The organism is Binatus sp. (SeqCode), assembly GCF_049584895.1.
Classification (GTDB): domain Bacteria; phylum Desulfobacterota; class Binatia; order Binatales; family Binataceae; genus Binatus.
Window position 1 is genome coordinate 31,527 of the sequence record NZ_JBAUYR010000033.1, and the last position, 23,548, is coordinate 55,074.

The window sequence follows — 23,548 nt, forward strand, 5'->3', positions numbered from 1 at the left end:
ACGATGGCCGGCGCATCGGTTCGCGCGTGCAATACGACTCTGAATCCGATCATCAAAATTCGCGGCCTGGGTAAGCAGTATCGAATCGGGAAGCGACGCGTCAGCCGCACGCTTCGCGAAGCGGCGATGGATTCCATCATCGCGCCAATGCGTTACTCGCGATCCCTGCTCAGGCCAAAAGCAGAGGGCGCGAATTACGGCGAAAAACATGACACGATCTGGGCGCTGCGCGACCTGAGTCTTGATGTGGGAGAGGGCGAGGTGCTCGGCGTCATCGGGCGAAACGGCGGCGGCAAGTCGACGCTACTCAAGGTCATGTCGCGGATAACGGAGCCGACGACAGGACGGGTTGATCTGCACGGCCGCGTCGGAAGTCTGCTCGAGGTCGGCACCGGATTTCATCCGGAGTTGACGGGACGCGAGAATATTTTTCTGAGTGGCGCGATTCTCGGGATGCGGAGAAATGAAATCGAGCGGAAGTTCGACGAGATCGTGGCGTTCGCCGAGATGGACCAATTCGTCGACACTCCGGTCAAACATTATTCGAGCGGGATGTACGTTCGATTGGGGTTCGCGGTCGCGGCGCATCTCGAGACCGAGATCATCCTCATCGACGAAGTGCTGGCGGTGGGCGACGCGGCGTTTCAGAAAAAGTGCCTCGGTAAGGTTGGCGACGTCGCGCGCCAGGGCCGCACCGTTTTGTACATCAGCCACAACATGGCGTCGGTCGAATCGGTATGCGACTCGTGCATCTATCTCATCGGCGGACGGCTTGAGGAAGCGGGCAAGCCGCGCGACGTGATCGCGAAATACATGGCGTCACAGACCCGAGCGAACCCGGGCACGATTTCACTGGCGGAGCATCCGGGTCGCAGGCCCGGATACAAGCCGCATCTTCAATCCCTGGAATTGCGATCCGGCGCCAAGACTGCGGTTGGAGCAATTCGTATGGGCGACCCGCTGACAATAATGATGAGCTTTGAGGCGGCAATCCCTCTGCGGCCCATAGCCGGAGTGACGATAAAGACAATCCAGGGGATGCCGGTGTGTTCCGTGAACGACAGATTTTCGATGCAGCTGCGTGATTGCAAGATAGTATCCCGCGGGACGGTGGTTTGTGAGATCGACAAACTGATGCTTATGCCGGGCCAATACAGCATAGATGTATCGTTCGGCGACTTCGGTCCGGAGCTGGATGTTATATCCGACGCGATCTCGTTCGATGTGTTGCCCGCCGAGCTGTTGGGAAACGGACGGCTGCCGCCGTCAAACCAGGGCCCCATGTTTTGCGCGGGAACGTGGAAGCTACTCGAAGATAGAGATCGACTGTGACGTACTGGCGCGGATAAGAACCCGAAAAAATGTTGGAATCAGTACAACGATTGGCGCGCGCGGCATCCGGCGCCATTGGCAGAGAGTCGTGGATCATTCGGCAGTTACGACCCGCGTACGAATCAACGCTGCAAATGTTGAGCGGCGAGCGCGGCGTGCCGTGGGAAATTAACGGCGCGCCCTTCAGGATTGACCCGCGGTATCGCAACCAGTTGGGAAAAAACTACGAGGCAGACGTCGCGCACTTCCTGAGCCAAAGAATCAAGCCGGGATCGATTTGTTTCGACGTCGGCGCGAACGTGGGCGCGTACGTATTGCAGTTGGCGCATTGGACCGGTCCGACAGGAAGGGTCGTCGGATTTGAACCGAATCCGCTGGCAGTCGAAGTCTTGTCGGCGCACGTGCAGTTCAACGGGTTCGAACCAATCGTCACTATCGAAAAGAGCGCGGTTGGATCTTCCAGCGGCAGCACGACGATGTATTGTTCGGCCGCTGATGGGATGAGCCGACTGGCCGAGCAGAACCGTCTGCTCGACTCGGCAGAGCGCATCACGGTGCCGATGATAACGGTTGATGATTTCTGCGCACGGACCGGACTCGAGCCCGATTGGATATTGATCGACATCGAGGGATTTGAGCTTGCGGCACTTCGCGGGGCTGCGCGCACGATCGAAAGGCGTCGCGGGAGCCTGGGGTTGGTGGTCGAGATCCATCCGGCACTTTGGGATTCGGCGGGTATCAATCGCGCCGATGTCGAGGGATTTCTTACTGAGACGGGATTGCGCGCCGTACCGTTGAACGGGCAGCAGGATCCGTTGGGAGAATACGGCCTGGTTCATCTTTCGTGGAGTCAGTCCTGAGCGCGACCTGCGTTTTGGCCCAAGCGACGCGGTGACAGCGTGGAACATTATTACTGGAGAGTATCCACCTCAGCCCGGTGGAGTCAGCGATTATACGCGGCTGGTTGCGGAGGGCTTCGCTGCTGCTGGCGATGATGTTCGCATCTGGGCGCCACCAGTGGTGGGACCGGCTCCATCGTCACGGCACAACATCCGAGTAAGTCGTCTCCCGGATCACTTCGGACTTCGTGGCCTTAAGATTCTCGCGCAAGAATTGGAGAGTGATCGGGCCGCGCGAGTGCTGGTCGAATACGTACCGCACGCATTCAAGATGAGAGCGATGAACGTCCCGCTGTGCCTGATGCTGCTGCGCCGGCGTCACAGCGACATTACCGTGATGTTCCACGAAGTCGCGTATCCTATAAGTCGAGGGCAATCGATTCGTCACAACGTTCTTGGCGTCGTCCACCAGGCGATGGCGGCTATGCTGACGCGAGCAGCGTCAAGGATATTCGTCGCCGCGCAGAGCTGGACCGAGATGCTTGCTCGCTACGCGCCGAAGGGTCGCAAGATTGGCTGGATGCCGGTGCCGAGCACGATCCCGGTGGTCCGCGACCGCGCGGCGACACTCGCGGTGCGAACACGCCTGGCGCCGTCCGAATCGCGATTGCTGGGGCATTTTGGAACCTATGGGACGCTGGTCGCCGACCGACTGAAGCCTGCATTGGAATCGATTCTCTCGACGCATCAAAGTGCGCGAGTTCTGCTGATTGGGCGCAACGGTGAGAAATTTCACGACGAGTTTGTCCGCGAGCATCCAACATTTGCGTCGAGGTTGTTTGCCACCGGAGCGCTCGCGGAGTCTGACGTCTCAATTCATATCGGCGCGTGCGACGTGATGATTCAGCCGTATCCGGACGGCATTACCTCGCGCAATACCAGCGCGCTTGCGGGTATCGCTCATGGAAAAGCGACCGCGACCACGACCGGGAAACTATCGGAAGACTTCTGGCAGCGGAGCGGAGCAGTGTTTCTTGCGCCAGACCAGAACGCTGAAGCGTTGGCGCGAGGCACGATCGATCTGATCAATGATCGGGATCGTGCAAAGGCGATGGGCTGCGAGGCGGTCAGGTTGTATCGCGAGGTCTTCGACCTCGAGCATACGATCGCAGCTCTGCGGGAAGCTTGATGCGAGTCGCCGTCGCAAATTGGCATAGCCACGTAGTAGGCGGCGCTGAGTCCTACATAAGAGGAGTGGTGACGGCGCTCGAGTCGGCCGGGATCGAAGTCGCGATGTTGAGCGAACGCGAATCCGCCGCCGGCCGCGAGAAAATCGAGTTGTCTGCCGGCGCGCCGACCTGGTGCGTCAGTGACATTGGCGAGGAGGCGGCGCTCGCGGCGATGCGCGCGTGGCGTCCCGACGTGGTGTACGTTCATCTGATCGAGTCGACAACGCTCGAAGCGCGATTGCTCGAGCTGGCGCCCGCAGTTCTGTTTGCGCATTCGTACCACGGCATGTGCATCAGCGGCGAGAAGACCTTCAGGTTTCCGGATGTGCGGCCGTGCGGACTGCCTTTCGGATGGAAATGCCTGCTGCACTTTTATCCAAATCGATGCGGCGGCCTTAGCCCAATCACCATGTGGCAGGATTATCTGAAGCAGAGCGAGCGGCATTCGATGCTGCCGAAGTACTCGGCGATCGCGACGGCTTCGGAATATTTGCGCCGACAACTCATTGCGAATGGCGCTAAGCCGGAGCGCGTTCACAAGCTTGCGATGCCGGTGAGCGCTACTTTCACACAGGCGGGCAGTCAGCCCGTTGCGTCGCGCACCCATGAAACGAAGCGAATAATTTTTGTCGGGCGAATGGGTCTGCTGAAGGGTACGGGAATCTTACTCGACTCGATGCCGGCGGTTGCGGCCGCGCTGAACTCGAAGATCAATCTGACTTTTGTCGGCGACGGGCCCGGCCGGACGGCATGGGAAGAACGCGCGCGCCGGTTGGAAGCCGCAGACGCGCGAATCAATATCGAGATGGCCGGATGGAAGAAGCCCGAAGAAATCCGCGCGGTGCTGGCCGAGGCCGACCTGTTGGTTGTGCCGAGCGTGTGGCCGGAGACTTTCGGGCTGGTTGGGCCTGAGGCCGGGCGGTTGGGCGTACCAGCCGCGGCGTTTGATGTTGGCGGTATCTCGGAATGGCTGGTTGACGGCGTCAATGGTGAGCTCGCTCCCGGAAATCCACCGACTGCCCAAGGACTCGCCGATGCAATCGTGCGATGCATCCGCGACCCCGCGGTCCATCAACGTCTGCGCGCCGGAGCATTGGAGGTTTCACAAAGATTCGACACCAGGCTCCATGTCCAATCGCTCATCAAGATATTTCAGCAAGTCGCGGAACCTGAATTACGACGGGAGTCGGAATCGCTGGCTGCTGTCAGTTGATTCACGGTGAAAAGATGAGAGCCGTGCCGCTGGTTTCCGTAGTAGTACCTGCATACAACGCGGAACGGACACTCAAGGCGAGTGTCGACAGCGTGCTTGCGCAGGATTTTCGCGATTTTGAAATAATCGTCGTGAACGACGGCTCGTCAGACGCGACCAAAGCGATACTCGAGGCGTACGATTCTCAAATTCAGGTGATTGATCAGAACAATCGCGGCGCTCCTGCGGCACGCAACGCCGGAGTGAGTGCGGCGAGTGGAAAATATGTCGCGTTTCTCGATTCCGATGATCTGTGGAGTCCGGACAAGTTGACCCAGAGCGTGCGCGCCCTGGAGGCGAATCCTTCCGCGTCGCTGGTGTTTACGGATTGTTGCGGACTGCGCGCGGACGGCACCAGTTCTACATTTTATAGCTACCAAGGCGCGCCCTCATTGAAGGAGATGCTCGACAACGGATTTGAAATCGTCCCGAGTGCGGTGACGATGAGGCGTGACGTCTTCGAAGCTTGCGGAGGATTCAGCGATCGCTTTGCCCCTATCTACTTCGAAGACCTATGGCTGTGGTTCCTTGCGCGCGAGTTAGGCGAGTTCGAATATATTCCGAAAGAGCTGACTACTATAAGGCTCCGCGACAAGCGCCTCGCCGACAGCTACTTCATTAACGGACGCACCTATATCGAGTTCCTGCGACAACGCTATGGACATCGCGCGCGCGGTGCGATTCGGCAGACTTGCAAACATCTCGCGGGCGTGTCGGTGCACGAGGCATTGCGAAGAATGGACGCCGGCGACAGTTGGGGTGCCGCGGGCTGGTGGATATACGCGATTCGCTTGCGGCCCACCCTTATCGCGGAGTGGGGCAGCCGAGTGTTCCGCCCGCGCAATCTCCGACGACTGGTCAGGACAGTTAGTCCATCGTCAAAGGTCTCCTAATCGAACAGGCTGGTTGGGTGGTGCCTGAAATAAAGGAAATCGCAAGGAGATCGATTCCGCAGCCGCTGTGGACGATGCTTCGTCTCGCGCGCGTCTGGTCGAGCGTTCATTTCTATCGCGAAAGAAAAGTGACCCACGTCTACGGCGGATTTCCGCTGTCGGTCTGGCTCACGGATCCGCTCGCGCAAGGAATGGTATGACGCGGATTGGCCGGAGCTTCCGGAGATCGCATTGCTCAAGACCGGGCGTCTCAAGCAGGGTGCGCGGGTGTTCGATCTCGGAGCGCATCAATGTGTGGTTGCGATGATGCTGTCGCGGATCGTCGGGAGCGAAGGGCAAGTCGTGGCGCTCGAAGCGAATCCGCACAACGCGGAGGTCGGCGAACGTAATCGCGCGCTCAACCATATCGCGCGACTCAAGGTTCTGCATGGCGCAGCGGCGAGAGAGCCCGGAACGATCGAGTTCAGCAAGGGCCTGAACGGCGCCGTCGTCGGGAACGAGCGCGACTGGGGACTGCAGCGCGTCCGTGCGTATTCGGTGGACGAGTTGGCTCGCGAATTCGGCCGGCCGGATGTGTTGTTCATCGATGTCGAGGGATTCGAGTGCGAAGTTTTGAAGGGCGCTCGCGAGACCCTGCGCGATCGGCCTGACGTATTTATCGAGGTCCACAGCGGATGCGGACTCGAGCGATTCGGCGGTTCGCGTGACGAAATCCTCAATGCGTTTCCAGCTGATCACTATCAGCTGTTTTCTGCCGCCGCCGACTCGCCGGAATTCATTCCGGTCAAGGATGTAAACGCGCTGCCCGAAAAGAGATTTTTTCTGGTCGCTCTGAAGCGGCAATAAAGGACGCTCGAATCAAATGGCTTTAGTATCTCGCGCTATACGGACGCTGCCGCCGTCGTGGATTGGGTTCGTGTCCGATTTGGGAGTGAAATATCCGCTGGTGGCGAAGTGCATCCGATGGGCCGGGACCTCGATGCACGAGCAAGATCAGATAATCGCGCGCGGCTTCGCCAAAGGTCTCAAGATCAACATTGGCTTTTCGCACGTCGGCTACGTGCTGGGCACCACCGAGCCGGAAGTGCAAGCTGCCCTCGATATGCTGCTGCGGCCGGGAATGACGGTTTACGACATCGGCGCAAACGTCGGGTTTCACGCGATCAGCGCCGCGCGCCGGATCGGGCCGGAGGCGAAGGTCGTCTGCTTCGAAGCGTTGCCAAGTAACGCGAAGCAGATCGAGTACAACGCCGCGTCTAACAAGTTCACGAATATACAGGTGGTCACCACTGCCCTTGGAAAGTCGGAAGGCGAGGCCGCGTTTTGGACCTCGAGGCAGCCGACCTGGGGCAAGCTGGCGTCGGTCGGAAAGAAACCGGACAAGTTTGCCAAAGAGGTCAAGGTCAGGCTGCGCCGGCTGGATTCAGTGGTCGACGAATTGAAGTTACCGTCGCCCGCGCTGATCAAGATGGATGTCGAGGGTTCGGAGATCGACGTGCTCGAAGGCGCGCGGCAAACCCTCGAGCGGTATCGGCCGACCCTTCTGATCGAGGCGCACGGGACCAACGCGGCGATCGAGAATTTTCTGGTGGCGATCGGTTATCGCGTCGGTGTGCTCGGGAAAAATATTCCGGTCGCCGATGCGTACTGGAACGCGCATATTTTTGGGATCTCCGCCGATCCAGCGAGAGCTCAACAGATTTTCGACGGTCTTCAGAGCATCCAGGCGTGACCCAGGCGTCCACCACTTCAGTCAGCGTTGGCCTATCGCGGATGCCGAGCCTCGCTGGTCGGACGCGCGCGCGTCGACGACTGCTGACGATCGGACATTCGTACTGCGTTGCGGTGAATCGGCGTCTTGCGCATGAGATGGCGCGCGAAGGAGGCGAGGATTGGGAGGTTACCGCGGTAGCGCCGGAATTTTTCCACGGCGACCTGCGTTCGGTCCGAACCGAGAGCATGCCGGGCGAGCTTTGCCGGCTGGAAACGGTGCCGGCGTTTCTCAGCAATCGAATCCATTTCTTTTTCTACGGACGCAGGCTGCACGATATTTTACGCCGCCCCTGGGAGATTGTGCACTGCTGGGAGGAGCCGTTCATCGTGGCCGGCGGACAAATCGCGTGGTGGACGCCGCTCGAGACTCCGCTGGTGTTCTGGACCGGACAGACGATACCGAAAAATTATCCACCGCCGTTTGCCGCGATCGAGCGTTACTGCGTCTCGCGATGCGCGGGATGGACTGCTCGCGGTGAGAACGGGGTCGAGGCTTTGCTGCCGCGCGGATACGACCGCAAGCCGCATCGCGTGATGCCGCTGGGGGTTGATGTTGAATTATTCCATCCCGATCGCAACGTTGGTGAACGCGTGCGCGCTCAACTTGGATGGTCGCCGGTGGGCGCGCCGGTGGTCGGCTTCATGGGTCGTTTCGTCGAAGAAAAAGGAATTCGCACGCTGACCGCGGCGCTCGATCGGGTCGAGTCCAAGTGGCGCGCGCTGATTGTCGGCGGCGGCCCGCTCGAAGGATTTCTGCGCAAGTGGAGCGCGCCCTACGGCGACCGAGTGCGAATAGTAACTGGAATCCCGCATGATCGCGTGCCCGATTATCTCAACGCCATGGATCTGATGTGTGCGCCGAGCGAGACCGCGCCCAACTGGCGCGAGGTGTTCGGTCGCATGATCGTCGAGGCCTTTGCGTGCGGCGTTCCGACTATCGCGTCGAACAGCGGCGAGATTCCGCGAGTGGTCGCGGACGCCGGAAAGATTGTAAGCGAGCGCTCTCCGGATGAATTGGCGGATGCGATCGAAGACCTGCTGGAAAATCCGGCGCAGCGGCGTGAGTTCGCAGCGCGGGGACTCGAGCGGGTGAGGACCACATATACCTGGTCGATCGTGGCTCGCCGTCATCTCGATTTTTTTGAGGAATTGCTGCAGCGCGGCGCGGTCTAGCGCCACAAATTTCGAGTTCTCGATTCGCATTCCAATGGACAGATTGAAAGTCGCGGTCGTTGCCGACTACGCCGAAGAGGGCTGGGCCAGCATGGACCTGGTGGCCGAGATGCTGACTGCGCGGCTGACGAGCGTGCATCAGGACGCGATCGATGCGAGGCTGATACGTCCCCGATTTGTGAGACCGCTGACGCGATTCGGGTCGCTGAGAGGCAGCAAATCAGCGTTCAATGCAGAGCGCGCACTCAACCGGTATTTTCTGTACCCGCTGTGGCTCCGGCGGCAGCGCGGAAAATTCACGCTGTTTCATATCGTCGATCACAGCTACAGCCATCTGACGAATCATCTGCCGGCGGACCGAACGATCATCACCTGTCACGATATCGACGCATTCCAGGCGCTGCTGACGCCGTCGCCTGGAGTGCGTTCAGTGATCCCTCGGGCAATAGCCAGCCGGATTCTGAGGGGCTTTCGCCGCGCTGCGATGGTCACCTGTGTGAGCCGGGCGACGCGCGACGCGATTGTCGAGAATGGCTTGCGCTCGCCGCTGACGACAGTCGTGATTGCGAACGGCGTCGATGCTGTCATGTCGCCGGAGCCTGAGCTGGCGGCGGACCGCGTGGCCGAAAATATTCTCGGCCGCTGCGACGCAGATGCGCCCGAAATCGTTCACGTCGGAAGCACTGAGCCGCGCAAACGGATCGAAACGTTGTTGCAAATCTTTGCTGGAATCGCGCGCAAATTTCCAAACGCGCGACTCATCCGCGTTGGCGGCGGTCTGTTGCCTGAGCACTGGCGAGTCGCCGGAACGCTCGGAATCAAGGATCGAATCGTGATCATGCCGTTCCTGGAGCGGAAAGTTCTCGCATCGGTTTACCGGCGCGCAGCCGTCGTACTGCTGCCGTCGGACGCGGAAGGCTTCGCGTTGCCGTTAGTCGAGGCGATGGCCTGCGGACGCCCGGTTGTCGCCAGCGATTTGCCGGTGCTGCGTGAAGTGGGCGGCGAGGCGGCATCTTACTGTTCTGCCGGCGACGTTACCGCCTGGATTCAAACCGCCTGTGCGTTACTGAACCGACGCGACGACCTCGATCGAGTGCGGGAGCGAACTGAGTGGGCAGCGCGATTCTCGTGGGACACTTACTCTGCCAGCACGATCGAGGTTTATCGCGCAGTTGCCGATGTGGCCGCTGGAAAAACGACAACGCTTGCGGTCCAGAGCCTCGAGCCAACTACCGAGTAGCAGGCAAACACTGCCATGAAACCTGAAATGTATGATAATTATACACCTAGTAGGGTATCCGCCTGCCTGATGCGGAAAACCGCCGACCGAATGCCGACCACCAAGCGTTCGGAACCAGGGGCTGCCGTCGACGATTGATCCGGCATTGGCGGGAGATGGCTGAGTCATGATGGAGAAGATTGGCATGCAAGCCGAACCTAATTCGCGGCTCAAGGTCCTCCATATCGGAAAGTTCTATCCGCCGCACGCCGGCGGTATGGAGACTCACCTCGAGACTCTTTGCCGCGAGCTTCGAAAGACGATGGACGTGCGCGTGCTGGTGGCCAACGACAAGCGTCGAGACGAGGATTCGATCATCGACGGGGTCAATGTTTCGCGCCTGGCAATCAATTTCCACATCGCAGGCGCGCCGGTATGTACCAGCATGGCGTGGAAGTTAAGACGGTCCACGGCGGACATCGTTCACGTGCATTTGCCGAATCCCGCGGGAATCATCGCGGTGATGGCGAGCGGCTACAAGGGCAAGCTGATCGCCACATGGCATAGCGACGTGGTCCGTCAACGGCGGCTCGCGCGAATTTTTGCGCCGATACAGCGGCGGTTTCTGCGCAAGTGCAGCGCGATCATCGCAACCTCACCCAACTACGTCGAATCATCGCCCGATCTCGCTCTCTTCCGCGATCGATGCGAGGTAATTCCCTTCGGCATCAGTGTCGATCAATACCGCCGCGTCGACTCGGACGCCGTGAAAGCTATCCGCGACCGTTATCCCGGGCCGTTGCTGCTGGCGGTGGGACGCCTGGTCTATTACAAGGGCTTCGAGTATTTGATTCGCGCGATGAAGGAGATCAACGCGACGCTCTTGATGATCGGCGAGGGACCGCTGCGGCATTCGCTGGAGCAGGAAGCACGGTCCGCGGGCGTGGCGGATCGCGTAAAGTTTCTCGGTGCGCTTTCCGGCATCACACCTTACTACCACGCGTGCGATGCGTTTGTGCTTTCGTCGGTCTCGCGTAGCGAAGCGTTCGGAATCGTGCAGCTCGAAGCGATGGCTTGCGGCAAGCCGGTGGTAAATACTTCGCTGCGGTCGGGCGTACCGTTTGTGTCGCTCGATGGCGTCACGGGATTGACGGTAGTGCCGCGCGACTCGGCCGAAATGGCGAAGGCGCTGAATCGGTTGCTCGAGGACGACGAGTTGCGCAAGAGGTACGGTGACTCCGCGCTACATCGGGTGCGTACCGAATTCACTGCCGACGCGATGGCGAAACGCACGCTCGACGTTTATCAGCAAATCGTCAATGCTGGACTTCGTTGTCGCGACGTCGACGAACAGGTCGGAAAAAGCGCGGAGCTGAGTTCCGCTGCAATCTGAGTTTCAACCAGCCGTCGGAATATTTCCCGCTGACTATGTTTAAAGCGGTATCAGCCTATACAAAATCCCTCGCGGCGGTGGCGCGATGGCGCCTGGGGTATACCTTCGCGCTGGTGGTGATCTCGTCGCTGACCGAAGGGCTGGGGCTCGCGCTGCTGCTGCCGACGTTGCAACTGGCAGGGGTGGACATCGGCTCTGGCAGCGCTGCTGGACGCTATGCTGCGGTGGTTCGCGAAGGGCTCGGAGCTGTCGGGCTGCGACCGACCTTGGCGTTGATGTTGGCGCTGTTTGTTTGGATTATCTGCGTGCGCGCGATCGTGACGCGAGCGCAAGGCATGGCGATTACCGTTTTGTTCGAGACCTTCGCGCAACACCTTAGGCAGCGCCTGTTCGAGGCAGTCAGCGGGGCCAACTGGCTATTCATCTGCAAAAGCCGCTCGTCCGATTTTGTGCACGCGCTTACCAATGAAGTGGATCGCGCGAGTGGCGCGGCCCATCAAGGTCTGTACAGCGTGTCGGGCGCGGCGGTCGCGGCACTTTATATTGTGGCCAGCTTCATCCTGTTCCCGGCATCTACGCTCCTGATGCTGGCGCTATGCGCCGTGCTAGGGCTGTTGCTGCGCGCAAAGACCCGGGCCGTCTACAGCGTCGGCAGTGAAGTTTCCGATGTGACGAACTCGGTCTACGCAGCCGCCATCGAGCATTTCCAAAGCATCAAGACCGCCAAGATGTACGGCGCGCAGCGGCGCACCTGCGATATCTTCTCGGGGCTGACCCGGGAAATGACCGCTACCGGACTCCGGCTGACCAACGAGCAACTTTCCGCCGACGCATGGTTCGAGATCGGTTCCGCGGTGATGATGGGTGGGATGCTGTTGGTGGCGATCAAGTGGATGGCGATCTCGCCGGCCGAAGTCCTGATTCTGCTGGTCCTGTTCGCGCGCGTGTTGCCGCGTATCAGATCGATGCAGACTAGCTATCGCGGCTTTGTCGCCCTACTGCCGGGGTTCGCCACTGTTACACGTATCGAAGAGCAATGCCGGGCAGCGGCAGAGCCGGACCGCGACGTCGGGCAGCCGATGGAGTTTCGATCGGCCTTGCGCTTCGAAAATGTCTCCTTCACCTATCCGCCGAACGCGACTCCGGTTCTGCGCGGCATCGATCTCACGATTTCCGTCGGTCGGACTGTCGCGATCGTTGGACCTTCGGGCGCCGGGAAGAGCACGATTGCTGATCTCGTCATGGGCCTGATGCCGGCCGGCTCGGGGCGGGTAACTGTTGACGGCACTCCGCTCAATCCGGCGCGGGCACTCTCGTGGCGTGAGGGAATCGGTTACGTGGGGCAGGACACGTACCTGTTTCATGACACCGTGCGCGCCAATCTCCTGTGGGCGCGGCCCGACGCAAACGAAAACCAACTGCGCGCCGCGCTGCGGAAGGCAGCAGCGGACGAGTTCGTTGCACGACTTCCGGATGGAATCGACACCATCGTCGGCGACCGTGGAGCCACACTCTCGCAGGGAGAGCGGCAACGCCTGGCGCTCGCTCGCGCAATCCTGCGCCAGCCGCGGCTACTGGTGCTCGACGAATCCACCAACAGCCTCGATTCGGAAAACGAAGCGAGAATCCTTGGCGCGATCGAGCAGATGCAGGGCGGGATTACGACCGTGCTGATCGCCCATCGGCTGTCGACCATCCGCTGGGCCGACCTGATCTACGTGATCGAAGACGGTCAAGTCGTGGAGTCGGGCGATTGGACGACTCTCTCAGCCAGGCTGGACGGCCGGTTCCGGAGCTGGTGCGTCGCGCAGGGGTTAGCCGCTTGATGATGCAACAGACACCCGCAGCAGAACTACTCCTGGCCGTCGCGCGTCGTTTCGCCGGGATCGAATCACCGGAGGAGATCCGTCTACGCGCGAGCCGTGTAACCGATTGGCGCGCCGCGATGGATCTGGCGCGAGCGCACGGGATGGAGCCGCTAGCCGCGTACTACATCAATACTGACTGCGCCGGGATGTTCGCACCGGAATTTCACAAACGCCTGCGCGCGATACTCGTCGGCAACACCGCCAAATTCGTGGTCCTGAGCACCGATCTTATCAAGGTACTGCGCATTCTTGAGGGTCGCGGCATTCCGGTCGTTCCGCTGAAAGGCCCCGTCCTCGCCGAGAAACTGTTCAGCGAAATCCCTTGGCGCGATAGCTGCGACCTCGATCTGCTGATACCCCGGATAGACATCGGGCGGGCCAAAGATGCGCTAGTCAACGCTGGCTATCGGCTCGATTCTGAGCTCCGTTCCAGTGAGGAGAACGCCGCCTTTCATTGGACCTCGCAACTAATCCTGTACCCCGACGGTATCGGCCCAGCGCTTGATCTCCACTGGGAGTTACTGCCAAGCCTGTTTCCCTGCGCGCGCTATTTCGATTCAGTCTGGCAACGTCTCCAGCACTCCGCGTTCGACGATATCGAGATTCTGGCGCTCTCGGCCGAGGACCAGCTCTTCTTCCTGTGCGCGCACGCTGCGCGTCACTCGTGGCATGGCCTGCGCCATGCTGTCGATATAGCCAGGCTTATCCGCGTGAGCCCCAACCTGGACTGGGATTCGATAATCCACGCAGCCCGCGGCTCCGACGGCGTGAAGGTCCTGGCCCTGGGCTTGTGGATGGTAAATCGTCTACTCGAGGTGGATCTCCCCGAGACAGCTTTGCGCTTTGCCAACGCTGAGATAGACGGCCGGCAGTTCGCGTCTCGGCTGCTTGAGCGGATGGTGATCACAGATCCGGAGCAATACGAAACCTCATCGGAGTTGCGGCTGCAATTGCAGCTGGCCAACGGCTGGTGGCCGAAACTACGGTGCGCCGCTGGCTATGTACTCCTGCCGACGGCTGCCGAAGGCGTCTTACGACTGCCGGCGTCGCTGTTCTTCCTCTACTACCTCTATCGTCCAATCCGGCTGACAGCGAAATACGGTATGAAGTTTTTTCGAATGATTTCATGCGAAATTACTCGCACTCACGCCCCGACCGATGGTCTTATAACTGGGAAGGGGTAACGATATGGACCTGCATCGCAAAGCTACTACCAGCGAACGTTTCGATGAAATAAGGAAAGACCGCGCCGAATTTGGTCGCGCCTACCGTTTGCGCTTGCGTTCAAAGCAGCTTAAGCCTAGCATCGTGCCCCAAAGCTCACGGATGCGATACCCGGTCGATTGTATGAGAGGGGGCGAAGTCAGCGTCTTGCGGGGAGTCTCTCCAAAGGTTGTTTTCGCTACTTTTATGTTAGGTTTGCTCGCGATGCCCGCGAGGGCGCAGGACTCTGCGCCTTCTCTGAGGGAGTCGATTAGCGGGTACGAGTCGGCCGCTCATCAATACTTCCAGGGCGTGCCTACCGACTGGAGCAGTCGCCACGTCGTCTTTTCGAAGCCCCAACCGGGCTCCGACGCCGAAGATAAGATTCAGCGGGATCCGCGCTACTGGATTCAACAGATTCAGCGCGCGCAGCTCGCCGACGACTCCAATTTGGTTGCCTCGCACAACAGTGCCGCCAAGGCTGCCAAGCCGCGGCCCTTGCCCAAGTCGCATAAAGATTGGGCGTTCTCATTGGGCAACGGCAGCGTCGCCCAGAACATGTTCCCCGCCAAGTTCAGCTTCAACACGGGCTCCGGCACACTCACGAGTGCCAACTGCACCAGCGATTTCGCAGTCTATGGCCTGAACGTGGCCGGTGCGACCGCAGGTCAGGCGAACCTGGTCGCGCTCGACAATCTCTACTCGGGAACCAGCCCCACCGGATTATGCGGCACCGCTCCTACCGTCTTGTGGGCTTACAATGTCACTACCCAGACCGGTGGGACGGTGACCACGTCGCCGCAGCTCTCCTTGGACGGCAAGGAAATCTTATTCGTCGAGAGCTACAGTGGCGGGTCGATTCTTCACGTGCTGCGATGGAACTCGGCTGACGGCGGCACCGTCGCCAGTGCCAAGGCTCCCGCGCAGACCCACACCGCGTTCAGCAGTTGCACCGGCTCCACGTCGTGCCTGGTCAATATTCCTCTGGGCACCAGCGGCACCCATACCATCAGCAACTCGTCGGTATTTTACGTTTACAGCACCGATACCGCCTACGTAGGCGATGACGCCGGGACGCTCTATAAGATCACGCCGGTGCTCGGCTCCGGCACCCCCGCCGTGACCACCCGTGCCGTCGGAGCGACTACCAAGCTCACCGGACCGGTTTTCGATGGATCGAGCGGGCTCGTGTTCGTCGGCGGTGCGAATGGCGTCCTCTATGCTGTGGTCGGGAGCACGATGGCCCTCGCCACCCATTCGACTCTCCAGGTCGGGGACGCGTCCTGTTCAAGCGGCAACAACGCCTTGGCCGATGCGCCGCTGGTCGACGGCTCCGACTCGTTCGTATTCGAGACCGCGATGACCGGAGCGGACGGCACGCACACGGTTGTGGTCCAGGCTGCCACCACCGGAACCAACAGTCCGACCGGGACTGGCTGGAGTGCGGCGGCGATTGCCGACGTCGGCACCGGGGACGAGGGATGCGGAAGCTCCGCCGCGTTTCCAACCCACACTCCGCAGTTTGACAATACCTACTACTCGACGCCCTCAACCGGCCACCTGTGGGTCTGCGGCGCGGAGAACAACGGGAGCACGCACCATCCAGAGCTGTGGAACGTCGCGTTTTCCGGGACTCCTGCCCTGCTCGGCACTGTCAGCGGCGTCACCAGCTCGATAAACACGACCAACCATGCTCAATGCTCGCCGCTGACTGAGTTCTTTAATACCAGCGATCTTTTGTACCTTGGCGAAGGCCTTAGCGGCAGCTTTGGCGACCTGTACGGCTTCACTATCAGCGGAACTACCGCGACCGCCATCACCGGCTCTCCCGTGACCTATCCATCAGCCACCGGTGGCACCAGCGGTATCATAATCGACAATATGGCTATCCAGGCGCAGGCCTCGAGCATCTACTTCACCACGCTGGCGAAATCGACCACTGTATGCGGTGGCACTTCGGCGTTCTGTGCAGTAAAGCTCACGCAGGCTGGTCTGGATTAGTTGGTGGATAGATCAGGTATGGGGAGGAACGATCGTCAGATGAGAACACGAGTAAAAGTATGGTTTGCTGCTTTTGCAGTAGGACTCCTGGCGATGCCCGTGTGGGCGCAGGAGTCGGCGCCGACCCTCGATGACGCTATCGCAGGGTATGAATCCGCCACCCACCAGTCGTTCCAGGGCATTCCCACCGACTGGACCAGCCGGCATGTCGTTTTCTCAAAGCCCATCCCAGGCTCGGATGCGGAGTACAAAGTTCAGCAGGATCCGCGCTACTGGATGCAACTTATTCAGCGCGCTCAGGCATCGTCAGATGAGGCGGTAGCGGACGCAAAGGCTGAGAAGAAGAAGAAGCAAAAAAAGAAAAAGGTAAAGCCGGTCCCAATTAAGAAAGACTGGAGCATGAATTTGCAGGGCACCGCGAGCACTGCCCTCGAAGGTGTATTTCCTGCGAAGTACTCGTTCGTCACCAGCGGCGAGAGCTGTAACGATTACGTCGCCTTCCCAACCGGCCAGGTTCCAACCGCGGCTCATCCGAGCATCGTCGGGTTCAAAGATTTGTATACTAACGATAGCTGCGGCGCGACGATTCCAGTGGTGTCCTGGTCGTTCGATACCACCAACGCCGACGCAGCCGCGATCGTCACTTCGCCGGTGCTATCGCTGAACGGTACCCAAATGGCGTTTGCCGAGGGATCTCATCTGGTTCTAATCAAGTTGCCGACCTCGGGAACGAGCGGAACTCTAAGCGGCCCTACCGTCCTTACAGAGCAAACCACACCCGCCAACTATGCTGCGTGCACTCCTGCTTCCACAGGATGCATGTTTGCGTTCGCGCTGACTAATCCCGATACCAATTCTTCTCCCTACTACGATTCCCAAACCGATACCCTTTACGTGGGAGACAACAAAGGACTCCTTTACAAATTCAACCCGGTCTTTAATGGCACTCCGGCAGCAAGCGGCTCGCCGGTCACGGTCGATGCGGGCGATAGCCTGACTGGCCCGGTTTTTGATGCAACTTCGTCGAACGTTTATGTGGGTGATTCGAGCGGATTTATCAATCAGGTCAGTAGCACGAACGTCGTCACGAGGTCAGGTCGGCTGGGCGCGGGCTCGGGCACGGCCACCATTAATACGGATCCAAGCGGCGGTGACACGACTACAGTGGGAGCTACCACATATACGTGGCACGCGACCTGTCCCAATGGAACTGAGCAGTGCGTCGTTCACAGCGGAAATACCACCACGGACGCAGCGAACTTCGTTGAGGCCATCAATGGTACATGTGGTTCTACCACGAATTGTGTAGTAACGGCTCCCAATGCTAGCGCTACAGCCACGTCTACGACCAACGTCGTCACCATCCAAAATACGACCTTCGCAAATGTCGCGTTAACCAACACCTCGGCCAGTATCACTATAGCGCCGACGCCCGGCGGGATTGCTGCTGGCATGGTGGATGCTCCGATCGTCGACAGTGTGGCGGAAACTGTCTACAGCTTCGTCGCAAGAGATGCTACGACGACAGCCGACGCCGGGGTTCGTCTACTCCCGATCCCGATCACGGCAACATCGGTTGGCACGATGGCTATCATCGGTACCAGCAGCCAAGCGACTCCGATCTATAGTGGCACTTTCGACAACAAATACTTTACCGCAGCGAGTGGCGCGAGCCCGAGCGGAAATCTCTACGTCTGCGGGGATCCCGGCGGCGTCCCCACTCTCTATGGGGTAGCCATTGCCTCTAACGCTTTGAGCACCGTAACCACAGGTCCACCTTTGGGAACCGTCGCAGGTACAACGTGCTCTAACGTCACCGAGGTGTGTAACCCCGGAACTGGAGCCTGCACCAACACGCCTAGCGGGAACGCCGTCGATTGGATCTTCTTAAGCATAGAGGCCAGCGTCAATGCCACCAGGACGCCGTCGGGATGCACGGCCGTCGCCGGCCAGGGTTGCGTGATGGCGTTTAATGTGACCGCCCCTCCAATCACGGCCACCACTAACGCAAGTTCCAGCGTAAACGAAGCCGGCGGGACGAGCGGGATAGTGATCGACAACGTCATAGCAGTTGCGACCGGCGGATCACAGGTCTATTTCACACCGCTGGCCAACTCAACATGCACCGGAAATGCTGGCTCGACCGGCAGTACCGGCAGTGGGCCCTGCGCGACCCAAGCAGCGCAGAATGGCCTGTGATGCAGGCATCGCAATAGGAATTATGTGAGAATAAATCGCGTGCGCAGAGGATCAAAGGCAGCGGAGAGGGGAGAGTCGTTAGCATGAGCAAACACGAGAAGAACGAACGGTCGCCGCGCGCGGCTGCGCCGAAAAAGCCGTATCTCAAGCCGTCATTCGAGCGCGAGGATGTCTTCGAAACTCGGGCGCTCAATTGCGGCAAGATGCAGAGCACCCAGGCTTCCTGCCATCAGAATCGCAAGACTTCCTGATCTGTGGCCTCGCATCAGCCGCATCCGCGGCATGAAGGCTCTTTCTCGCGCGCTCAACTTCGTTGGGGGACTGTGATACGGGGAGCTCCGATGCGAACGTCTCTTGTGGTTATCGCGGGCATTCTGATGCTCGGATTGGTGGGGATGCGAGCGTGGGGACAGGAGCCAGCGTCCACTGATCTGAATGCTCAAATCAATGGCTACGAGCGGGCCGCGCACAGCCCGTTCGTCGGCGTCCCGACCGATTGGAGCACCAGCCATGTGGTCTTCTCGGCGCCGGAGCCCGGTTCCGAGGCGGAAGACCAGGTTCAGCAGGACCCGCGCTACTGGATACAGCAGATTCGGCGCGCCCAGCTTCAAGCCGACGACTCGATCACGGATGAGTCGGAAGCCATCTCACTTCCGGATGGTAAAAAAAAGAAAAACAAGAAAACCAAGAAAGTCCCAATAAAGAAGGACTGGAGCGAATCGCTCGGCGCTGCCGGGGCCAAAGTCGGCGCAGGCTTCTTTCCCGCAAAATTCACCTTCGGAACCTCCGCCGCGAGCTGCAGCGACTACGTCGCGTTCAATACGAGTCTGGCCGGATCGGCAACGCAGGCGAGCATCATCTCCTTCACCAACGTCTATAGCGGCTGTGGTGGCACTGTTCCCACGATTGCATGGGCTTTCAATACGGGAGGAACGGTTGCGACTTCGGTAACGCTCTCTTCTAACGGCGCCCAGCTGGCATTCGTCCAGTCTGTCGGTACCACGGCGAACCTGGTTCTTCTGAAATGGAACGCAGGGCCGGCCGCCAATCATGCCCTGACGCTCACCCTGAACAGCACCACCGCTATTGTCGCGACTGCCGGGAGCTTCAGCGCCGCCGATGTTGGCGCACAAATCACCGCGACCGGGATACCCTCCGGCGATACCATCGCGGCTGTCGCCAACAGCACTCACGCCACATTGGCGACCGCCGCGACCGCGACCGCCACGGGTCGCGCCGCGACCGTTCATGCCGAAACTGCCGTACTCCCCGGAGTAGCGCCGACCGTGACCAACGGCAACTACCGCGCTTGCACGGCGCCCTGCATGACTACTATCGCCTTCAGCGGCACTCCCAACGACACCAACTCATCGCCCTACTATGTTTATGGCGGCACCAACGCCGACACGATCTTTGTCGGCGACGATACCGGCGATTTGCACAAATTCACCGGCGTATTCAACGGAACGCCGGGCGAGATAACCACCGGTGGATTCCCGGCGCAGGCGGCCGTGGTAAAAATCAGCGGCCCGGTTTACAACGATCCCTCCAAAACAGTCTTCGTGGTCAGCTCGTTCGATGGCGCCACTCCGGGCAACGGCGGCAGAATTCATGAGGTCAGCGCTTCAACGGGAATAACTCCATCTGCGGGCAATTCAAACATTCTGGGCCCGTGGACCTCGGGGGAGGGTGGTTGTAACAGCCCGGGCACGTCCGGAACCGGCACCCCTTTGACGACAGACGCCCCAATAGTCGACCCCGCGGCGGGCACCAACGGGATGGTCTACGTGTTCATGGGCAACAATGGGGCAGGTAACGCCGCGGTTTACCAGTTCGCCCCGGGTTTTGCCGAGACGAGTTGCGGAAACATGGTGACGGTGGGAACCGGCTCGACCAGCGGTGTGCCTCTCTATTCCGGCGCCTTCGACGCGCTTTACTTCGCCGCGGCGCCGACCGGGAATATCTACGTTTGCGGGACTACCGGCGGCGACGCTCAGCTCTGGAGAATACCCATAACCGTAAGTTCAAATACCTTGGGCACCCCGGTCGCAATTACAACGACCTTGAGCACGGCTGCCACCACCTGCTCTCAGGTGACAGAGTTCCAGAACGGTGCTGTTGATCGAGCCTACGTAAGCGTTGAAGCGAGCGGTCGCCCAGCAAATTGTGGCGGCACCGGATGCGTGATGTCTTTCACCATTACTTCTGCCTTGGCAGCCGGTGCGACTCCATCTGCGGTGTTGCCGGAATCCGGCGGGACCAGCGGGATCGTCGTCGACAACGCGTCCGCTTTCAGTGGCGCCTCGCAGATTTATTTTTCAACCCTAGGCGGCAGTACGGCAATTCAGGCGGCGCAATCAGGACTATAAGCCAACCCGGCGGTGCATTTTGGAAGCAACCACCGACACATTTGACCACGTAGGATGCGAACTGGTCGCCGGTTCGCTGCGCGCCGGCAATGAGGTGCGCGTCCGGGTGGCCGGGAGCAGTATGGTGCCGACGCTCTGGCCCGGTGACGAATTGCGGATACGCGCACTGGCGCCCGCCGAGTCAGTGGGGCGGGCCGCCGTGCCCGCCAAGGGCGATCTGCTGCTGTTCGTGCGCGACGGACGTCTCTGCACGCATCGGCTGGTAGCCCGCCTCGATCAGGCCGGCGCCGCGCGACTGATTACCCGTGGCGACGCGGCGCCGCAATGCGATCCGCCGGTTGCGCCGTCGGAAATTCTCGGCACGGTCGCCTCGATAACTCGCGGTGGACGCGAAATGCCGATTGCTTCGTCTGCCGCTCAGAGGCTTCTATCGTTTGCAATCCGTCACTCAGATTTTCTTCGGCGTGCGGCGTTGAAGATTCACGCGATTCGCAGTCGGACATGGACGCTGCAGCAAGTTTGACGTCGCCTGTGGCGCAAGGGTGCGGGGGTCAAACCTCGGTCGTGATAGGCGGTCTGGCGATCAACATTCAATCCGCCAATCGCGACTTTATCGCGATGCTCGAGCGTCGATACGCCGGCTTCGTCGCCGAGCCTGCCAACGGAGGAATCCAGCTGGAGGTCGAGGTGGTCGCAGCGGTGGCTAACAGTGATAGCGACGACGAAGAGCTGGAAGTTCGCTACGCGGATGGGCACTGGACCATCAACCGGGGCGACTTTCGCGCGCAATGGGACCCTGTAAGCATGCGCGGATCCGTGCGGCAGGCCGCCTATCCGTATGCGATCGATGCCGTCATGCGCATCGTGCACAGCCTGGTGCTGGCGGAGCGGGGCGGCTTCCTGGTGCATTCGGCGAGTGCGGTTCGCAATGGGCGCGCGTTTTTGTTTTCGGGAGTATCGGGAGCGGGCAAAACCACGATTTCGCGACTGGCGCCGCCTGACGTGACGCTGCTCACCGATGAAATCTCATACGTGCGTCGCTTCGGCGAGCGCTACCAAGCGTGCGGTACCCCTTTCGCCGGCGACTTGGGCAGAGCCGGGGAAAATATTTCGGCGCCGATTGCGGGGTTGTACTTGCTGGTGCAGGGGCGGCACAATGTTGCGAGCCGAATCGGAGCGGCGGACGCGGCGCGACGATTACTGCGAAACATTTTGTTTTTTGCCGACGATGCGAATCGAGTCGAACAACTGTTTGGTTCGGCTTGCGATTTCGTGTCGCGGGTTCCGGTTTACGAATTGACCTTTCAGCGCGATGAAAAAGTTTGGGACCTGATCGGATGAGGGGAGGAAGCGTGGACACCAGCGATATCTACATCAAGCCGAGTCCCGACATCGCGGCTCGAATGATGGCGGACGAGATGGTCGTCATGGCGGTCAAGAATTCCAGGGTGTTCAGCCTGAATCCCACCGCTGCGCGTATCTGGACCGCGGCCGATGGCGCAACTCCGCTGCGGGAAATCGTCGCGCGGGCAGTAGTTTCCGAATTCGAAGTGGATGCCGACACCGCCTATCGAGATGCGCTCGAATTGGTCAAGGAACTCGCGCAGGAAGGAATCCTTCTGCTCGCCGACCATCCGATCCTGCAGGAGAGCGCATGAGCAAGATTTTCGAGAACCTCAACGCCAAAGCAATCCAGATGGGAATTCCGCTGGGCGTCCACCTGGACGTTACCTGGCGCTGCAACGAGCGCTGCGTGCATTGCTACCTCGACCACGACGACCTCGGTGAACTGAGCTACGACGAAATCGAAGATCTGATGAACCAGATGGCGGAGGCGGGCGTCTTCTTTCTGACCATCAGCGGCGGCGAGCCTCTGCTGCGCAAGGATCTGTTCGCGATCATCCGTCGCGCGCGTGAACTGACTTTCAACGTCAAACTGAAAACCAACGGAATCCTAATTCGGGAAAAAGAAGCCGCTCTCATTCGCGATCTCGGAGTCGAGACGGTTCAGGTCAGCATCTACTCCCATCGCGCCGAGGTTCACGACGCGATCACCAAGGTGAAAGGCTCGCTGGAGCGCTCGATCGAGGCGATTCGCTTCATGGTGTCACGGGGACTTAAGGTCACGGTGGCCAACGTCGTTATGAAACAGACCCGATGGGATTATCCCGGCGTGCAGGCGCTCGCGGCAGAGCTTGGCGCTTATTTCACCGTCGATCCCACCATCACGCCGCATATCAACGGGGACAGGTCGTTGCTGCGTTTGAACGTCGACCGCGATACTCTGCGCGAGATAATGAACGACAAAACCATCGCCGGCGAGGAGGACGAATTCATCGCAGTCGCTCCAGGAGCCGACGAGGACGTCATGGATAACATCCCGTGCAGCGCAGGGCACAGCGCCTGCTACGTCTCTCCCTACGGCGACGTATATCCGTGCGTGCAATTTCCGCTGCCGAGCGGCAACGTCCGCCAGCAGAAGTTCATCGACATCTGGAAATATTCTCCGCAGCTGGAGGAAGTCCGATCGATACGGACCCGCGACCTGCCGGTGTGCTCGACCTGTTCCCATGCGGCCGGATGCAGCCGGTGTCCCGGGCTTGCTTATATGGAAGGAAACATGCGAGGGCCTTCGACTGCTGATTGCGAAAAGTCCTACGCTCGGACTGGGGTCCCCAGCGCAAACATGCTCATCCGACAGCGGACGGGGTCAGAGGGTTAGCGTTAAAGTGCTCGAAAGTGGGCTACGAAGGTTTCTGCAATCGGTACAGTCCATTAATTTTTACATTATTTGTGAGTTTTTAC

The 23,548-nt window shown here is 59.8% G+C and carries 21 protein-coding genes; all 21 read left to right on the forward strand.

Going from position 1 to position 23,548, the window contains the following annotated elements; translation table 11 throughout:
* The first annotated feature begins 3 nt into the window (after positions 1 to 3).
* The 21 genes from WB650_RS05960 (at position 4) to WB650_RS06060 (ending at position 23,465) form a co-directional block, all read left to right on the forward strand.
* Entirely contained in the window at positions 4 to 1,332 is a 1,329-nt protein-coding gene (locus WB650_RS05960) for an ABC transporter ATP-binding protein (RefSeq protein ID WP_423959789.1), read from the forward strand.
* Positions 1,333 to 1,361: 29 nt separating this feature from the next.
* The gene (locus WB650_RS05965; protein ID WP_423959791.1) at positions 1,362 to 2,192 is read left to right on the forward strand and encodes an FkbM family methyltransferase; all 831 of its coding nucleotides are present in this window, start codon (positions 1,362 to 1,364) and stop codon (positions 2,190 to 2,192) included.
* Positions 2,193 to 2,223: 31 nt separating this feature from the next.
* The gene (locus tag WB650_RS05970; RefSeq protein ID WP_423959793.1) at positions 2,224 to 3,360 is read left to right on the forward strand and encodes a glycosyltransferase family 4 protein; all 1,137 of its coding nucleotides are present in this window, start codon (positions 2,224 to 2,226) and stop codon (positions 3,358 to 3,360) included.
* Entirely contained in the window at positions 3,360 to 4,613 is a 1,254-nt protein-coding gene (locus WB650_RS05975; RefSeq protein ID WP_423959795.1) for a glycosyltransferase family 4 protein, read from the forward strand. The genes WB650_RS05970 and WB650_RS05975 overlap by 1 nt, the downstream gene beginning before the upstream one ends.
* 14 nt (positions 4,614 to 4,627) lie before the next feature.
* Positions 4,628 to 5,545, forward strand: coding sequence for a glycosyltransferase family 2 protein (locus WB650_RS05980; RefSeq protein ID WP_422303900.1), 918 nt, complete (start codon positions 4,628 to 4,630; stop codon positions 5,543 to 5,545).
* 20 nt (positions 5,546 to 5,565) lie between these two features.
* On the forward strand, positions 5,566 to 5,745 hold the full coding sequence (locus tag WB650_RS05985; RefSeq protein ID WP_423959798.1) for a hypothetical protein: 180 nt from the start codon (positions 5,566 to 5,568) through the stop codon (positions 5,743 to 5,745).
* 31 nt (positions 5,746 to 5,776) lie between these two features.
* On the forward strand, positions 5,777 to 6,391 hold the full coding sequence (locus WB650_RS05990) for an FkbM family methyltransferase (protein WP_423959799.1): 615 nt from the start codon (positions 5,777 to 5,779) through the stop codon (positions 6,389 to 6,391).
* A 16-nt stretch (positions 6,392 to 6,407) separates the two neighbouring features.
* Complete coding sequence (locus tag WB650_RS05995; protein WP_423959801.1) at positions 6,408 to 7,277, forward strand: FkbM family methyltransferase; 870 nt, start codon at positions 6,408 to 6,410, stop codon at positions 7,275 to 7,277.
* Positions 7,278 to 7,318: 41 nt separating this feature from the next.
* Positions 7,319 to 8,491: a glycosyltransferase family 4 protein gene (locus WB650_RS06000; protein WP_422300770.1), complete on the forward strand. Its 1,173-nt coding sequence runs from the start codon at positions 7,319 to 7,321 to the stop codon at positions 8,489 to 8,491.
* 34 nt (positions 8,492 to 8,525) lie between these two features.
* Positions 8,526 to 9,731 carry a glycosyltransferase family 4 protein gene (locus WB650_RS06005; RefSeq protein ID WP_422300756.1) on the forward strand — a complete coding sequence of 402 codons (1,206 nt, stop codon included), beginning with the start codon at positions 8,526 to 8,528 and terminating at the stop codon, positions 9,729 to 9,731.
* 166 nt (positions 9,732 to 9,897) lie between these two features.
* Positions 9,898 to 11,103, forward strand: coding sequence for a glycosyltransferase (locus WB650_RS06010; protein ID WP_422300757.1), 1,206 nt, complete (start codon positions 9,898 to 9,900; stop codon positions 11,101 to 11,103).
* Between the two features lie 35 nt (positions 11,104 to 11,138).
* Entirely contained in the window at positions 11,139 to 12,929 is a 1,791-nt protein-coding gene (locus tag WB650_RS06015; RefSeq protein ID WP_422300758.1) for an ABC transporter ATP-binding protein, read from the forward strand.
* Positions 12,929 to 14,155, forward strand: a complete 1,227-nt coding sequence (locus tag WB650_RS06020) for a nucleotidyltransferase domain-containing protein (RefSeq protein ID WP_423959803.1) — start codon at positions 12,929 to 12,931, stop codon at positions 14,153 to 14,155. The genes WB650_RS06015 and WB650_RS06020 overlap by 1 nt, the downstream gene beginning before the upstream one ends.
* Positions 14,156 to 14,399: 244 nt before the next feature.
* Complete coding sequence (locus tag WB650_RS06025) at positions 14,400 to 16,175, forward strand: hypothetical protein (protein WP_423959805.1); 1,776 nt, start codon at positions 14,400 to 14,402, stop codon at positions 16,173 to 16,175.
* A gap of 39 nt (positions 16,176 to 16,214) precedes the next feature.
* Positions 16,215 to 18,374, forward strand: coding sequence for a hypothetical protein (locus WB650_RS06030; RefSeq protein ID WP_423959807.1), 2,160 nt, complete (start codon positions 16,215 to 16,217; stop codon positions 18,372 to 18,374).
* 83 nt (positions 18,375 to 18,457) lie between these two features.
* Entirely contained in the window at positions 18,458 to 18,625 is a 168-nt protein-coding gene (locus WB650_RS06035; protein ID WP_422300762.1) for a hypothetical protein, read from the forward strand.
* Positions 18,626 to 18,715: 90 nt separating this feature from the next.
* Entirely contained in the window at positions 18,716 to 20,743 is a 2,028-nt protein-coding gene (locus tag WB650_RS06040) for a hypothetical protein (protein ID WP_423959809.1), read from the forward strand.
* A 19-nt stretch (positions 20,744 to 20,762) separates the two neighbouring features.
* Positions 20,763 to 21,266, forward strand: a complete 504-nt coding sequence (locus WB650_RS06045) for a S24/S26 family peptidase (protein WP_422300764.1) — start codon at positions 20,763 to 20,765, stop codon at positions 21,264 to 21,266.
* A complete protein-coding gene (locus WB650_RS06050; RefSeq protein WP_422300765.1) occupies positions 21,245 to 22,084 on the forward strand; it encodes a hypothetical protein in 840 nt (279 codons plus the stop codon). The genes WB650_RS06045 and WB650_RS06050 overlap by 22 nt, the downstream gene beginning before the upstream one ends.
* Before the next feature lie 11 nt (positions 22,085 to 22,095).
* The gene (locus WB650_RS06055) at positions 22,096 to 22,401 is read left to right on the forward strand and encodes a PqqD family protein (protein WP_422300766.1); all 306 of its coding nucleotides are present in this window, start codon (positions 22,096 to 22,098) and stop codon (positions 22,399 to 22,401) included.
* On the forward strand, positions 22,398 to 23,465 hold the full coding sequence (locus WB650_RS06060) for a radical SAM/SPASM domain-containing protein (RefSeq protein ID WP_422300767.1): 1,068 nt from the start codon (positions 22,398 to 22,400) through the stop codon (positions 23,463 to 23,465). The genes WB650_RS06055 and WB650_RS06060 overlap by 4 nt, the downstream gene beginning before the upstream one ends.
* Positions 23,466 to 23,548 lie beyond the last annotated feature (83 nt).